This is a genomic window from Streptomyces sp. HUAS YS2 (assembly GCF_033343995.1).
Lineage (GTDB): Bacteria > Actinomycetota > Actinomycetes > Streptomycetales > Streptomycetaceae > Streptomyces > Streptomyces solicathayae.
On sequence record NZ_CP137573.1, the window covers coordinates 458,414 to 472,792 of the forward strand.

Annotated in this window: 13 protein-coding genes and 1 riboswitch; of the genes, 10 read left to right on the forward strand and 3 right to left on the reverse strand. The window is 74.1% G+C overall.

Features of this window, described 5'->3' with window-relative positions:
• The first annotated feature begins 98 nt into the window (after nucleotides 1–98).
• Both R2D22_RS02205 and R2D22_RS02210 read left to right on the forward strand, forming a co-directional pair.
• Nucleotides 99–3,023 (forward strand): DEAD/DEAH box helicase, encoded by a 2,925-nt coding sequence (locus R2D22_RS02205; protein WP_318100675.1) that lies wholly within the window; start codon nucleotides 99–101, stop codon nucleotides 3,021–3,023.
• Nucleotides 3,020–4,360 carry an SWIM zinc finger family protein gene (locus R2D22_RS02210; protein ID WP_318100677.1) on the forward strand — a complete coding sequence of 447 codons (1,341 nt, stop codon included), beginning with the start codon at nucleotides 3,020–3,022 and terminating at the stop codon, nucleotides 4,358–4,360. The genes R2D22_RS02205 and R2D22_RS02210 overlap by 4 nt, the downstream gene beginning before the upstream one ends.
• Nucleotides 4,361–4,476: 116 nt before the next feature.
• Here the strand turns inward: R2D22_RS02210 and R2D22_RS02215 are convergent, their stop codons facing one another.
• Nucleotides 4,477–4,962: a MarR family winged helix-turn-helix transcriptional regulator gene (locus tag R2D22_RS02215; protein ID WP_318100679.1), complete on the reverse strand. Its 486-nt coding sequence runs from the start codon at nucleotides 4,960–4,962 to the stop codon at nucleotides 4,477–4,479.
• 346 nt (nucleotides 4,963–5,308) lie between these two features.
• Here R2D22_RS02215 and R2D22_RS02220 point away from each other — a divergent pair, with 346 nt between their 5' ends.
• From R2D22_RS02220 to R2D22_RS02245, 6 genes are all read left to right on the forward strand, one after another.
• Nucleotides 5,309–6,502, forward strand: a complete 1,194-nt coding sequence (locus R2D22_RS02220; protein WP_318100680.1) for an MFS transporter — start codon at nucleotides 5,309–5,311, stop codon at nucleotides 6,500–6,502.
• A 51-nt stretch (nucleotides 6,503–6,553) separates the two neighbouring features.
• A complete protein-coding gene (locus tag R2D22_RS02225) occupies nucleotides 6,554–6,973 on the forward strand; it encodes a GlcG/HbpS family heme-binding protein (protein WP_318100683.1) in 420 nt (139 codons plus the stop codon).
• The gene (locus R2D22_RS02230; RefSeq protein ID WP_318100686.1) at nucleotides 6,970–7,317 is read left to right on the forward strand and encodes a nuclear transport factor 2 family protein; all 348 of its coding nucleotides are present in this window, start codon (nucleotides 6,970–6,972) and stop codon (nucleotides 7,315–7,317) included. The genes R2D22_RS02225 and R2D22_RS02230 overlap by 4 nt, the downstream gene beginning before the upstream one ends.
• A gap of 11 nt (nucleotides 7,318–7,328) precedes the next feature.
• Nucleotides 7,329–8,159 carry an aldo/keto reductase gene (locus R2D22_RS02235; RefSeq protein WP_318100688.1) on the forward strand — a complete coding sequence of 277 codons (831 nt, stop codon included), beginning with the start codon at nucleotides 7,329–7,331 and terminating at the stop codon, nucleotides 8,157–8,159.
• An 80-nt stretch (nucleotides 8,160–8,239) separates the two neighbouring features.
• Nucleotides 8,240–9,250, forward strand: coding sequence for an aldo/keto reductase (locus R2D22_RS02240; protein ID WP_318100690.1), 1,011 nt, complete (start codon nucleotides 8,240–8,242; stop codon nucleotides 9,248–9,250).
• 30 nt (nucleotides 9,251–9,280) lie between these two features.
• Nucleotides 9,281–9,700, forward strand: coding sequence for an SRPBCC family protein (locus R2D22_RS02245; protein WP_318100693.1), 420 nt, complete (start codon nucleotides 9,281–9,283; stop codon nucleotides 9,698–9,700).
• A 93-nt stretch (nucleotides 9,701–9,793) separates the two neighbouring features.
• Here the strand turns inward: R2D22_RS02245 and R2D22_RS02250 are convergent, their stop codons facing one another.
• Entirely contained in the window at nucleotides 9,794–10,540 is a 747-nt protein-coding gene (locus tag R2D22_RS02250; protein WP_318100694.1) for a hypothetical protein, read from the reverse strand.
• Between the two features lie 198 nt (nucleotides 10,541–10,738).
• Here R2D22_RS02250 and R2D22_RS02255 point away from each other — a divergent pair, with 198 nt between their 5' ends.
• The gene (locus R2D22_RS02255; RefSeq protein WP_318100695.1) at nucleotides 10,739–11,926 is read left to right on the forward strand and encodes an ROK family protein; all 1,188 of its coding nucleotides are present in this window, start codon (nucleotides 10,739–10,741) and stop codon (nucleotides 11,924–11,926) included.
• Nucleotides 11,927–11,952: 26 nt separating this feature from the next.
• Here the strand turns inward: R2D22_RS02255 and R2D22_RS02260 are convergent, their stop codons facing one another.
• Complete coding sequence (locus R2D22_RS02260; protein WP_318100697.1) at nucleotides 11,953–12,810, reverse strand: bifunctional 5,10-methylenetetrahydrofolate dehydrogenase/5,10-methenyltetrahydrofolate cyclohydrolase; 858 nt, start codon at nucleotides 12,808–12,810, stop codon at nucleotides 11,953–11,955.
• 27 nt (nucleotides 12,811–12,837) lie between these two features.
• A riboswitch (ZMP/ZTP riboswitch) is annotated at nucleotides 12,838–12,928 on the reverse strand.
• A 140-nt stretch (nucleotides 12,929–13,068) separates the two neighbouring features.
• Between R2D22_RS02260 and R2D22_RS02265 the strand changes: the two genes are divergently transcribed.
• Nucleotides 13,069–14,352: a GAF domain-containing protein gene (locus R2D22_RS02265; RefSeq protein WP_318100699.1), complete on the forward strand. Its 1,284-nt coding sequence runs from the start codon at nucleotides 13,069–13,071 to the stop codon at nucleotides 14,350–14,352.
• The last annotated feature ends 27 nt before the right edge of the window (nucleotides 14,353–14,379 follow it).

Here is a 14,379-nt window from a genome sequence, read left to right on the forward strand (position 1 = left end):
GCCATGTCACAGCGATTCCGGAGGCGCGGGGCCGTCATTTCAAGTACCCTCGGCCGCTCCGGCCCGCAGTAGTCAAATTTGAGGAATGCGTCTTCGCTGTGCAGAGACTCGACCAGACCGCTCCCGCCCCTCAACTCACCCTCGCCCGCCGCTCCGTCGTCTTCCTGCCGGGTGACCCCGGCCGTACGGGGCGGATCGCCTTCTGGTCCCCCGACGACCCCGCTCCGCCCACAGCCGCCGACCTGCCCTGGGTCGACCCGGCCTCCGTCGCCGTCGACGACCTGGTCGTGGTGACCGAGGACGTCCGCGTCCACACCGTCCCCGCGCTCTGCATCCCGGTACGCGACGCCCTGCCGGTCCTGACCCGCGCCCGGCTCTCGGAGACCGCCTCGCCCGCCACCGCCTTCTGGGGCTCGGCCGCGCTCCTCGGCCTGCACCTGGTGGCCCGCGGGCTGCTGCTGCCCGGGCTGACCGCGACCGACCGGGACGCCTGGCGGATCGGACCGCTCGGCCCCGACGAGCTCGGCCTCGTACGGACGCTCGCCGCGTCGATGCCGCCCGCCGCCCACTCCGTACCCCTGGACGCGGACGGGCCGGAGCCGGTGCTCCCCGACCCGGAGCAGTTGCTGCGCGCCTTCCTCGACGCGGTCGCCGACAGCCTGCCGCGCACACCGGCAGCCGAACTCGCCGCGGGCGGACCGGCTTTCGCCGCCAACGCCGCGCAGACCCTGCCCGAGCAGCGCGCGTGGGCGGCGGACGTCGCGGCCGGCCACGACGCCGGCGTACGGCTCTCGCTGCGCATCGAGGTTCCGGGCCTGACGGCCGCGGAAGACGAGCCGTCCGCGGCGCCCCGCTTCCGCGCCGTACTCCAGATGCACAGCGCGGCCGACCCGACGCTGCTGGCCGACGCGGCCGACGTCTGGGCCGGTTCGGGCGGAGCGGCCGGATCCGGGGCCTCCGACGCCGCCGTGACGGCGTTCGGGCCGCGCGCCCGGATGGACGCCCTGCTCGCGCTGCGGCGCGCCGCCCGCGCCTGGGCTCCGTTGACGCCCTTGCTGTCGGCGGCCGTTCCGGACGCGGTCGAGCTGGCCGACGAGGAGATCGCGGAGCTGCTCGGACCGGCGGCCCGCGCCCTGGCGGCCACCGGCGTACAGGTCCACTGGCCCCGCGACCTGTCCCACCGCCTCACCGCGCGCGCCGTCATCGGCCCAGCGGACGACGGCGACGGCGGCGCCCAGGGCGACCCTCGCGACTCCGACCTGCCCTCCTTCCTCTCCGCCGACGCGCTGCTCTCGTTCAACTGGCGCTTCGCGGTGGGCGACCGGGAACTCAGCCGCGCCGAACTCGACCGCATCGCCGAAGCGGGCCGCCCGCTGGTCCGGCTGCGCGACCAATGGGTTCTCGTCGACCCCGAGCAGGTCCACCGCGCCCGGCGGTCCCAGGACCGCAAGTTCACGCCCGTCGAGGCGCTCGGCGCCGTCCTCACCGGCAGCGCCGAGGCGGACGGCCGACGTGTCGAGGTCGCCCCGACCGGGTGGCTCGCCGCGCTCCGCGACCGGATCGCCGACCCAGAGGGCGGCACACCGGAGATCCCCCAGCCGACGGCGCTCGCCGCGACGTTGCGCGACTACCAGCTGCGCGGCCTGAACTGGCTGCACCGGATGACCTCGCTCGGCCTCGGCGGCTGCCTCGCGGACGACATGGGCCTCGGCAAGACCATCACCCTCATCGCGCTCCATCTGCACCGGCAGACCGATCAAACATCCGCCGGTCCGACGCTCGTCGTCTGCCCGACTTCCCTGATGGGCAACTGGCAGCGGGAGATCGAGAAGTTCGCCCCCGGTACCGCCGTACGCCGCTACCACGGCGCGGCCCGCTCACTGGAGGGACTGGCGGAGGGCGAGTTCGTCCTCACCACGTACGGCACGATGCGGCTCGACGCGGGCCGGCTGGCCGGCACGGACTGGGGCATGGTCGTCGCCGACGAGGCGCAGCACGTGAAGAACCCGTACTCGGCCACCGCGAAGGAGCTGCGGACCATCGGGGCCCGGGCGCGGGTGGCGCTGTCCGGCACGCCCGTCGAGAACAACCTGTCCGAGCTGTGGGCGATCCTCGACTGGACCACTCCGGGCCTGCTCGGCCGCCTCGGGACCTTCCGCAGCCGGTACGCGCAGGCCGTCGAGGGCGGCCAGGACCCTGCGGCGGCGGAGCGGCTGTCGGCCTTGGTCCGACCGTTCCTGCTGCGCCGGCGCAAGTCGGACCCGGGCATCGCGCCCGAGCTGCCGCCCAAGACCGAGACCGACCGGGCCGTGTCGCTGACGGCCGAACAGACCGGCCTGTACGAGGCGGTGGTCCGCGAGACGCTCGCCGCGATCGCGGAGGCGGACGGGATGGAGCGGCGCGGGCTCGTGGTCAAACTCCTGACCGCGCTCAAGCAGATCTGCAACCACCCGGCCCAGTACCTGAAGGAGGACCGGCCACGCATCGAGGGCCGGTCCGGCAAGCTGGAGCTGCTCGACGAGCTGCTCGACACGATCCTCGCCGAAGGCGCGGGCGTACTGGTGTTCACGCAGTACGTGCAGATGGCTCGGCTCCTGGAGCGACACCTCGCGGACCGGGGCGTGCCGTCGCAGTTCTTGCACGGCGGCACCCCGGTCGCGCAGCGCGAGGCGATGGTGCAGCGCTTCCAGGACGGCGAAGTACCCGTGTTCCTGCTCTCGTTGAAGGCCGCAGGAACCGGCCTGAACCTCACCCGGGCGGGGCACGTCGTGCACTACGACCGGTGGTGGAACCCGGCCGTGGAGGCCCAGGCGACGGACCGGGCGTACCGGATCGGGCAGACGCAGCCGGTGCAGGTGCACCGGCTCGTCGCAGAGGGCACGGTCGAGGACCGGATCGCGGCGATGCTGCTGCGCAAGCGGGAGTTGGCGGACGCGGTACTGGGCTCCGGCGAGGGCGCTCTGACGGAGCTGACCGACGCGGAGCTGGCGGACCTGGTGGAGCTGCGAGGGAGCGGACGATGAGCGAATACGACGACGACCCCGTCGACTTCGTCGACTTCACGCACGAGCACGGGAACGACGCGCACGACGGGAGCGACCGTGCCGAGGAGCTGACCTTCGCCGCGCTGCCGCCGGTCCGGGGCCGCGGGTTCGCCCGCACGTGGTGGGGCCAGGCCTGGCTGAAGGCGCTGGAGGACACGGCGCTGGACGGCGAGCAGGTCAAGCGGGGCCGGAAGGCGGCGCGGGAGGGCGCGGTGGGCGCGGTGTCCGTGCTGCCGGGCCGCATCACCGCCGTGGTACGCGACGCGGACGGCACGACGCACCGCAGCGACGTGCTGCTGCGGGAGCTGACCGAGGGCGAGTGGGACCGGTTCCTGGACATGGCGGCGGACAGCGCCGGGCACATCGCGGCGCTGCTCGACCGCGAGATGCCGCCGCATCTGGTGGAGGACGCGGCCGGGCTCGGTCTCGAACTGCTGCCGGGCATCGGCGACCTGGAGCCGGAGTGCACGTGCGGGGCGTGGGACCACTGTCCGCACACCGCGGCACTCTGCCATCAGGTGGCGCGGCTGCTCGACCAGGACCCGTTCGTGCTGCTGCTGATGCGCGGGCGGGGCGAGCGGCGGCTCCTGGACGACCTGCAGGACCGCAGTGCGGCCCGGGCGGAGCCGGCCGCGGAGCCGGCGCGGCCGGCCGGAGTGCCGGCGGCGGAGGCGTTCGCGGCCCGCGACATCCTTCCGCCGCTGCCCGCGCCGCCGCCGGTTCCCGAGGCGCCCGGGGCGGCACAGTCCCTGGACACCGAGACCGACCCCGAGCCGGGTGTCGACCCGGCCGCGCTGGAGTTCCTCGCGGCGGACGCGGCGTCCCGGGCGCTACGGATGCTGGCCGAAGCCCTGACTCCCGGCCATGAACAGGCTGCCCGGGAGCCGGCCCTGACGGTCGAACAGGACGCGGCCCGGCTGGCGGCCGCCCGCCCGGCCCCCTGGATCGCGGCGCGCCTCGCGTCCGGGACCGGGCGCCGGGGCGCGGAGCTGGAGGCGGCGGCGGACGCGTGGCGGATCGGCAGTGCGGCGGCGCTCGCCGTCCTCGACGGGACCCGGGCGCCGTCCCCGGAGGTCGTGGCGCGGGGGAAGGCGATGCTCGCCGAGGCCTGGGAGCCCGCGGACCGGCCGACATTGCGTGCGTCGGCGCCGGCCCGCTGGACGGTCGCCGGCACGGACGTCCAACTCCGCCTCGCCGACGACGGCCGCTGGTGGCCCTTCCGCCGCTCCGGCAGCCACTGGACCCCGGCCGGCCCACCGACCGCAGACCCGGCCTCGGCCCTGGCGGGCGCGACGGCGACGGCCGGGGAGGAGTGACGCGGGCACGGCCCCCGGCAGCAACGGGGGCGGGGGCCTGACCCGGATACGCCAGAATCCCGCAGTCAGCACGAAGCCCCGGGACCGCCTTGCGAGGTCCCGGGGCTTTGTCGTGCTCAGCGTGTGGCAGCGGGCTCCGGGAGCCGTCGCGACATGTTCATCTCCTCGACGGTGGCGACCAGCGGGGCCAGCTCGGGATTCTTGGCGGCCTCGTCCAGCGCTTCCCGGAGGGCGGCCTCGTTGGTCGGCCTGGCCGCTTCCAAGAGCTCCAGGCCGGGCCCTGTCACGTCGGTGTAGATGCCGCGACGGTCGGTCGCACAAAGGTAGCGCGAGAGCAGGCCGCGGTCCTCCAGCCGGGTGACGAGGCGGGTGGTGGCGCTCTGGCTGAGCACGACGGCATCGGCGACCTGCTTCATCTGCAGGTGCCCGCCCTCGCCGTCGTGCTGGCGGCTGAGCACGTCGAGCAGCGAGTACTCGCGCACGCTCAGGTCGTGCTCGGCCTGCAGGGTGCGCTCGATGTGCGCCTCGATCCGGCCGGCCAGGAGGTAGAGGGCCGCCCAGCCATTGGCGAGGGCGGTCAGCGCGGGGTCCGTGGCGGTCATGGGCGTGGCTCTCCTTCCAGGTGCATGCTCCCCAGGATAAGCCCTTGCATTCAATATTGGCCAACGCGCATATCCCGCTCATGCAAGTATCGCGTCGACCGGGGCTCCAACTATCCAGGCTCGACGCACCCGCGCCTACGGGTGGCGACTTCGCCGCGCCGGGTGCCCGACCAGCGCGAATGGAGCCCGAGGCCGACGCGACCCCAGCCTCATCCACGTCCGCACGCCCGCCGCCACCGCCCACTGTCAGCGATGAGCGAATGCCCGCACTTGCACTTAGCCCGCGTATGCAACTATTGTCGGAGCACGTAAGGCGCAACAGCAATCACATGGAGGGCGGCACACCATGCCCCTCGCGCTCCTAGCCCTGGCCATCGGGGCCTTCGGGATCGGCACGACCGAGTTCGTGGTCATGGGCCTGCTGCCCGAGATCGCCGGCGACTACGGGGTGTCCATCCCCTCCGCCGGACTCCTGGTCACCGGTTACGCGATCGGCGTCGTCATCGGCGCCCCGCTGATGACGGTGCTCGGCACCCGGATCAGCCGCAAGACGATGCTCATGATCCTCATGGTCCTGTTCGTGGCGGGGAACCTGCTCTCCGCCGTGGCACCGACCATGGGCGTGATGCTCGTCGGCCGCATCGTGGCCTCCCTCGCCCACGGCGCGTTCTTCGGCATCGGCTCGGTGGTCGCCGCCGACCTCGTGGCCCCCGACAAGAAGGCCGGCGCCATCGCCACGATGTTCACCGGCCTCACCATCGCCAACATCGCCGGCGTTCCGCTGGGCACCTTCATCGGCCAGGCCGTCGGCTGGCGCGTCACCTTCGCCGTCGTCGCCGCGCTCGGCGTGGTCGGACTGCTCGGCATCGCCAAGCTCGTCCCCGCCCTGCCCCGCCCCGAGGGCACCCACCTGCGCCGCGAGCTCACGGCGTTCCGCAACCCCCAGGTCCTGCTCGCCATGGCGATGACCGTCCTCGGCTTCGGCGGTGTCTTCGCGGCGATCACCTACATCGCCCCGATGATGACCCACGTCGCCGGGTACTCCGACGACGCGGTGACCTGGCTGCTGGTCCTGTTCGGCGTCGGGATGTTCCTCGGCAACCTGCTCGGCGGCAGGCTCGCCGACCGCAAGCTGATGCCGATGCTCTACGCCTCCCTCGGCGGACTCGCCGTCGTCCTGGCCCTGTTCACCCTCACCGCGCACAACAAGATCCTCGCCGCGGTCTCCATCCTGCTGGTCGGGGCGCTCGGCTTCGCCACCGTCCCGCCGCTGCAGAAGCGCGTCCTCGACCAGGCCCACGGCGCGCCCACCCTGGCCTCCGCCGTCAACATCGGCGCCTTCAACCTCGGCAACGCCCTCGCCGCGTGGCTCGGCGGCCAGGTCATCGCCGCCGGCCTCGGTTACACCGCCCCGAACTGGGTCGGCGCGCTGCTCGCCGGGGCCGCCCTCCTGCTGGCCGTCTGGTCCGCCGCGCTGGAGCGCCGCGCCCCCGTACGGGAGGGCACCGTCACCGCCGCTCCCGTCCCTGTGCACCACTGACCATCCCTCTCCCCGTTCCCCCTCCCTGTTCCTTCCAGGAGAAGCGCCACCATGAGCACCACCCTCACCCCTCTGACCACCGCCGACGCCGAGACCCTCGTCACCGCCGCCCGCCGCGCCGCCCAGGCGGCCGGGGTCGCGGTCAGCGTCACCGTCCTGGACGCGGGCGGCCACCTGCTCGCCTTCCTCCGCGACGACAGCGCCGTGCTGATCTCCGGGGAGACCAGCACCCGCAAGGCGTACACCGCCCTCCAGCTGGGCGCCCCCACCGCCGACCTGGTCGACCTCGTCAAGCCGGACGGACCGTTCCACACCTTGACCACCGCGCTCGACCGGCCGCTCCTCTTCATCGCCGGCGGCGTCCCGATCCACCGCGACGGCAAGCTCGTCGGCGCCATCGGCCTCGGCGGCGGCGCCCCCGAGCAGGACCACTCCTTCGCCACCGCCGCGCTGACGGAACTCGCCCGATGACCCGCACCCCACAGGAGGTCTTCGCCGACCACGGTCAGCGACTGGGCACCGGGAACCTCGACCGCATCGCCGGGAACTACACCGAGGACACCGTCCTCATCACCCCCGAGGGCGCCTTCCGCGGCCACGACGGGGTCCGGCGGGTCATCGGCCGCCTCCTGGCCGATCTCCCGGACGCCGACTGGCAGCTGGACCCTCAGTTCGCGGACGGGGTGCTGTTCCTCCAGTGGACCGCCGCCACCGCCACTCACCGGGTCACCGACGGCGTGGACACCTTCGTCTTCCGCGACGGACTCATCAGCGCCCAGACCGTCCGCTACACCCTCGCCGACCGTCCTCTCTGAAAGTGCGCACCATGAACGACCTCAGCATCCCCACCGTGAAGCTCAACAACGGCGTCGAGATCCCCCAGCTCGGCTTCGGCGTCTTCCAGGTCCCCGACGGCGAGACCACCGCCGCCGTCAGCGCCGCCCTGGAGGCCGGGTACCGCAGCATCGACACCGCCGCGATCTACGGCAACGAGACCGGCGTCGGCCGCGCCCTGGCCGCCTCCGGCCTGCCGCGCGAGGAGCTGTTCGTCACCACCAAACTGTGGAACGCCGACCAGGGCTACGACGCCACGCTGCGCGCTTTCGACGCCAGCCTCGCCAAGCTCGGTCTGGAGCAGATCGACCTCTACCTGATCCACTGGCCCACCCCGGCCCGCGACCTCTACTCGGACTCCTGGCGCGCCGTCGAGCGCCTCGCTTCCGAGGGCCGCGTCCGCGCCGCAGGCGTCTCCAACTTCCAGCCCGCCCACCTTCAGCGCCTGCTGGACGACAGCCGGCTCGTGCCTGCCGTCAACCAGGTCGAGCTGCACCCCGGCCTCCAGCAGTCCGAGCTGCGCGCATTCCACGCCAAGCACGGCATTGCCACCGAGGCGTGGAGCCCGCTCGCCCAGGGCGCCGTCCTGGACGACCCGGTGATCACCGCGATCGCCGCCCGCACCGGCAAGTCCGCCGCCCAGGTGGTGCTGCGCTGGCACCTCCAGGTCGGCAACATCGTCATCCCGAAGTCCGTCACCCCGGCGCGCATCCGCCAGAACCTGGACGTCTTCGACTTCCAGCTGCCCGACGAGGACATGGCCGCCATCGCCGCCACCGACCGCGGCCTGCGCACCGGCCCGCACCCGGACCAGTTCATCTGACGGACCCCGCACCCCCGGAAGCCCGCTGCGGGCCGGCCCTTCACCCGGCATCCCGCACTCTCCGTTCGAAAGGCACCACCATGCCCCTCAAGGAACTCCTCCCCGGCAAGCTCGGCTACGGCACCGCCCCGCTCGGCAACATGTTCCGCGCGATCCCCGAGATCGAGGCACTCGCCACCGTCGAGGCCGCCTGGCAGCAAGGCGTCCGCTACTACGACACCGCCCCCTTCTACGGCGCCGGCCTCGCCGAGGAGCGCCTCGGTGAGGTCCTCTCCGCCAAGCCCCGCGACGAATACGTGCTCTCCACCAAGGTCGGCCGCGTCATCCTCGACGAGTTGGAGGAAGGCGTCCGCGAACTCGGCGAGAAGGGAGGCCTGTTCGAGCACGGCAACCCCAACAAGATGCTGCACGTCTGGACCGCCGAGGCCACCGAGCGCTCCATCGAGGACAGCCTCGAGCGCCTGCGCACCGACCGCCTGGACATCGTCTGGGTCCACGACATCGCCCAGGACTTCCACGGCGACCAGTGGCTGGCCAAGTTCGAGGAAGCCCGCACCGGCGCCTTCCGCGTCCTGTCCCGCCTGCGCGACGAGGGCGTCATCGGGGCCTGGGGCCTGGGCGTCAACAAGACCGAGCCGATCGAGCTCACCCTGTCCCTCGACGAGCCCCGGCCGGACGGCTTCCTCCTCGCCGGCCGCTACACCCTCCTCGACCACGAGCACGCCCTCCAGCGCCTGCTGCCGATGGCGCAGCAGCAGGGCGTCGGCATGGTCGTCGGCGGCCCCTACAGCTCCGGCATCCTCGCCGGCGGCACCCACTTCGAGTACCAGCAGGCCCCTGCGTACATCATCGAGCGCGTCACCCGGCTCAAGGCCCTGGCCGCGAAGCACGGCGTGAGCATCAAGGCCGCCGCCCTGCAGTTCTCCCTCGCCCACCCGGTCACCGCCGCGGTCGTCGCCGGCGCCACCAAGCCCAGCCGCATCGCCGAGGACCAGGCGGCGCTCAACGAGGCCGTCCCCGCGGCGTTCTGGCAGGAGTTGCGCGCCGCCGACCTCGTCAGCCCGGCCGCCCCGCTGCCGTACGGCGCCTGAACCACCCCCAACCCGTCAGGAAATCCGATCATGGCCTCCGCCTCCGTCAGCCGCATCGTCCCCGCCTCCCCCGACAAGGTGTGGAACATCATCGGCGGCTTCGACTCCCTCCCCGACTGGCTCCCCTACATCCCCGAGAGCACCGCCCTCGAAGGCGGCCGCGTCCGCCGCCTGCGCAACCCCGAGGGCGGGATCATCATCGAGCGCCTCGTCGCCTTCAACGAGGCCGAGCGCCACTACAGCTACGCCATCCTGGAAGCGCCGTTCCCCGTCAACGGCTACCTCTCCACGATCCGCGTCCACGCCGTCCCCGGCCAGGAGAACGCCGCCGAGGTCCAGTGGTCAGGCCGATTCAACCCTGACGGCGCTACCGAGGACGAGGCCGTGGCCCTGTTCACCACCATCTACCGCGACGGCCTCGACGCCCTCCACACCACCCTCGCCGCCTGAGACCCTCCTTCCTCCCGGGCGACACCCCGTAGCGGGCCATCCGGACTCCAAGATCATCCTGAGGCGGGTTTCTGGCGTATCCGGGTCATGCCCCTACTGGAGGCGGGTGGTGAGCCGGCCGTCCTCGTCGGAGAGGTCGGCGAGGCTGCAGACGACGGTGTCGGAGCCCAGCAGGTAGCCGGAGTGGTACGGGTACTGGACGTACGTCGTCCAGTACGTGCCCGAGGGCTGGGCGGCGGCCTTGGCCCGCAGCGGCGGGCGGCACAGCTCCGCCGCCCGGTGGCGGACCTCGTCGTCCGTCCGGAGCAGGCCCGCCAACCGGAGCCGGGCGACGACCTCCGCAACGTGCGGGCGGTCACAGGCGCGCCGGATCGCGGTTCCGGGCGCCTCGCGGTCGACGTCGAAGCAGTCGCCGACGCGCAGCCGCTCGAACGCGACGGGCTCGCCCGCCGCGCGCCGCCCGTCCGCGCGCGGCCGCTCCGACCGCCCGGCGCGGGGACCGGGTGTGACCGGCGGCGTCGATGCCGTCGGGCTCGCAGAGTGGCGCGACGGGTGCGAGTCGGCCTTCCCCGCCGCGGACGGGGACGGGGACGGCAGCCGTGCCGGATCGCCGCCCGCCGCCGAGAGGTCGGGGGACGGCGTCCCCGGCCGCCGGAAGTCCGTGCTCTCGCCCGGCGTCGCCGGGGCGGGACGGCGAGCGTGGTCGTGCATGTCCTCGGCGCGCAGCGTGTCCCTGGCCGCCGCGACGGCGGCCACGACGAGCGCGGCCAGCACGAGGAGCACCAGCGGCCCGGGCATCAGGCGACGGTGCGGGCCGGAGGAGGAAGGTCGCTCAGCCATGAGGAAAGAGTGACCGGTGCCCCGGCGACCCGCGAGACCGGGTCGGCAGTTACGGCCCCGGCCGTACGCAATCGTGACATTCGAGGGCGCGAATCCACCCGAAACACCCTCAGCGGCGGGTGTCCTCCCGCCTGCACGCCTGTTCGCCAGCGGGCCTCACCCATAAGATCCGGCCATGACCGCACCCGCAGGACCGTGGTGAGCGCGCGCAGACCGCCGCCGGCCGCGGAGAACACCCAGCAGGGGATCCGGCGGCGCAACCTCTCCCTCGTGCTGCGCACCGTGGCCGACCACGGGCCGCTGTCCCGGGCCGCCGTGGCCGGACGGATCGGGCTCACGCGGGCCGCGGTCTCCTCGCTGGTCGACGAGTTGATCCGGGCGGGCCTGCTGACGGAATTGGGGCTCGAGCAGTCCGGCGCGGTCGGCCGCCCCGGCAGCGCGCTGTCGCCGAGCGACCGCGGCCCGTGCGGCATCGGCGCCGAGGTGGGAATGGACCGGCTCGCCGCGATCGCCGTGGACCTGCGGGGCGACGTACGCGCCCGGGTGACGACCGAGGTCGACAACCGGAGCCGTCCGGCGGAGGCCGTGCTGGCCGAACTCGCCGCGCTGATCGACCGGGTGAGCGGCGACGCGCGGGCCGAGGGACTGCGACCGGCGGGGGTCGCGGTCGCCGTGCCGGGTCTCATCGCCCGCGACACCCGTACCGTCGTCCGCGCGCCGAACCTCGGCTGGCGCGACGTGGACCTGGGCGCGCACCTGCCGTACGGGTCCGCGCTGACGGTCGACAACGAGGCCAACGCCGGCGCGCTCGCCGAGCTCTGGCTGTCGGGCGTCACGGGCGACTTCGTCCATGTCTCGGCGGAGACCGGGATCGGCGCGGCCGTCGTCGTCGAGGGCCGGCTGCTGCGCGGCACGCACGGCTTCGCGGGCGAGCTGGGACACGTACCGGTGTGGCCGGACGGCCCGAAGTGCGCCTGCGGCGGGCGGGGTTGCCTGGAGCAGTACGCGGGCGAGGAGGCGCTGTCGCGGGCCGCGGGTCTCACCGCGCAGGGCCGCCCGGCGGCGCTGCTGCGGACGCTCGCGGACGCTGGTGACCCGGCGGCCCGCAGGGCGTTGCGGGCCGCGGGCACCGCGCTCGGCATCGCCCTGGCCGGGGCGGTGAACCTGCTCGACCCGCGCGCGGTGGTTCTCGGCGGCACGCTGACCGGCCTCGCGCCCTGGCTCCTGCCGTCCCTGGAGCGCGAGTTGACCCGCCGGACGGCTCGGGACGGAAGGCCCGTGCTGACGGTCTCCCGGCTCGGCACGGAGGGCCCGCTGCTGGGCGCGGCCCACTCCGTGGTCCGTGCCGTGCTCGACGACCCGGCGGGGCACGGGGGCGGCGGCTGAGCCGACGCCCCGGTGCCCGTGCATCGCTACTGCAGGCCGAGCTGCCGCTCCGCCGCCTCGACGGTCTGGGCCAGCAGGACGGCGATCGTCACCGGGCCGACGCCGCCCGGGACCGGGGTGATCAAGGAGGCGCGCTCGGCGGCGGACGCGAAGTCGACGTCGCCGATGTTGCCCGGGTTGTAGCCGGCGTCGATCACGACGGCGCCCGGCTTGATGTCCTCGCCCTTGATGAAGGCCGGCTTGCCGACCGCGGCGACGAGGATATCGGCCTCGCGCACGATCGAAGAGAGCTCGGTGGTGCGGGAGTGGCAGTAGGTGACGGTGGCGTCGCGGCCGAGGAGGAGCAGACCGGCCGGCTTGCCGAGGATCGCGCTGCGGCCCACGACGACGGCGCGCTTGCCGCTGAGCCCGACCTCGTACGCGTCGAGCAGTCGCATGATGCCGCCCGGGGTGCAGGAGACGAAGCCCGGCAGCCCGAAGCCCATCGCCGCGAAGGACGCCATGGTGACGCCGTCGACGTCCTTCTCCGGGACGATGGCCTCGAAGGCGGCGCGCTCGTCGATGTGCGGGCCGACGGGGTGCTGGAGCAGGATGCCGTGGACCTCGGGGTCGGCGGACAGCGCGGTGATCGCGGCGACGAGCTCCTCGGTGGTGGTGGCCGCGGGCAGCTCGACGTGCCGGGAGCGGATTCCGGCCTTCGCGCAGCGGTTCCGCTTCATCTTCACGTACGTGACAGAGGCCGGGTCCTCGCCGACGAGCACGGTGGCGAGGCACGGCGTCACACCGGTGCGGCGGGTGATCTCGGCGGCGCGGGCGGCGGTTTCCTCGGCCGTGCGACGGGCGAGCGCGGTGCCGTCCATGAGGGACACGGTGCTGGTGGACATGGGCCACTCCTGGGATGCGACTTCGATGGGAATCGCCCAGGCGCGCGGCAGTCGGACCTCGGTCCGTCGGGCCGCTCCCCGGTGGTGATCCACCCAAGCGCCAGTCACGGCCCGAGGCCCACTCTACGTGACCGGCACCGTGGCGGACCGGCCAGGGCCGGGCCGGGGCCGTGCCGGGACGCTTGTCGGCGGGCGGCTCCGGCACCACGATGGCGGCCACGGGGACGACGGGCTTGACGACCTCGGCGGGAGGCCGATGTGAGCGACACCTGGGCGGCGGGGCGGGAGCCGGACGTACGGGCGGTGCGCCGGGCGCACGAGGTGTTCACCTCGGGCGGCGAGCTGCGCCGCCCGCCGGTGCGCGAGCTGGTCGCCGCGTCGTGGCGGCGCTCGGCGCGGGCCCGGGTCAGCCCGGACGGGGCGGCGTGCGTGGAACTGGGCGACGGCGACCTCGCCGCGTACCGGGAGGGGCATCCGCTGGCGGCCGCGATGCCGGTGATCCGCGAGCTGATGGGCGCGTACGCGACGGACGGGGAGCACCTTCTCGCGGTCTGCGACGCGGCGGGCCGGATGCTGTGGGTGGAGGGCCACCCCACCACGCTGCGCAGGGCGGACGGCATGAACTTCGTGGCGGGCGCCCGCTGGTCGGAGTCGGCGGCCGGGACGAACGCGCCCGGCACCGCGATCGCCGTGGACCGTCCGGTGCAGGTCTTCGCCGCCGAACACTTCCGGCGGCGGGTGCAGGCGTGGACGTGCGCGGCCGCCCCGGTCCACGATCCGCACACCGGCCGGCTGCTCGGCGCGGTCGACATCACCGGCGGCGACGGGCTCGCCCATCCGCACAGCCTGGCGTTCGTGCAGGCGGTGGCGCGGGCGGCGGAGTCGCAGCTGGCGCTGCGTGCTCCGGCGGTCCGCGCCGACCGGCTGCGGCTGACCGCGCTCGGCCGGGACGAGGCGCTGCTGCGGACGGGTGGCCGGACGTTGCGGCTGAGCCGCCGGCACAGCGAGATCCTGGTCGTGCTGGCCCACCGCCCGGAGGGCGTGACCGGCGACGAACTGCTGGCGCAGCTGTACGAGGACGAGTCGGTCACCCCGGTGACGCTGCGCGCGGAACTGTCCCGGCTGCGCGGGCTGCTCGGCCCCGAGGCGCTCCGCTCGCGCCCGTACCGCCTCTCGACGGAGGTGGACGCGGACTTCGCCGCGGTCGACCGCCGGCTGGCCTCCGGCGCGGTCGCGGCCGCACTCGGCGGCTACCCGGGGCCGCTGCTGCCGGGTTCGCGCGCGCCCGGCGTCGTACGGCTGCGGGAGCGGCTCGCTGACCGGCTGCGGGCGGCGCTGGCGGACCGGGCGGATCCGGGGCTGCTCGCGGACTGGGCGTACAGCGCGTGGGGCGAGGACGACGTGGAGATGTGGCGGGCGCTGGCGGCGGCGGTCCCGGCCGCGCAGCGGCCTCCGGTGCTGGCCCGGCTGCACGCCCTGGACGCGGAACTGTCCGCGGGCGCAACGGGGTTGCAACGTCCGGGTCCGCACACTCGGCGGTGAGCGCCGGCCAGGGACGGCCGGCGCGGC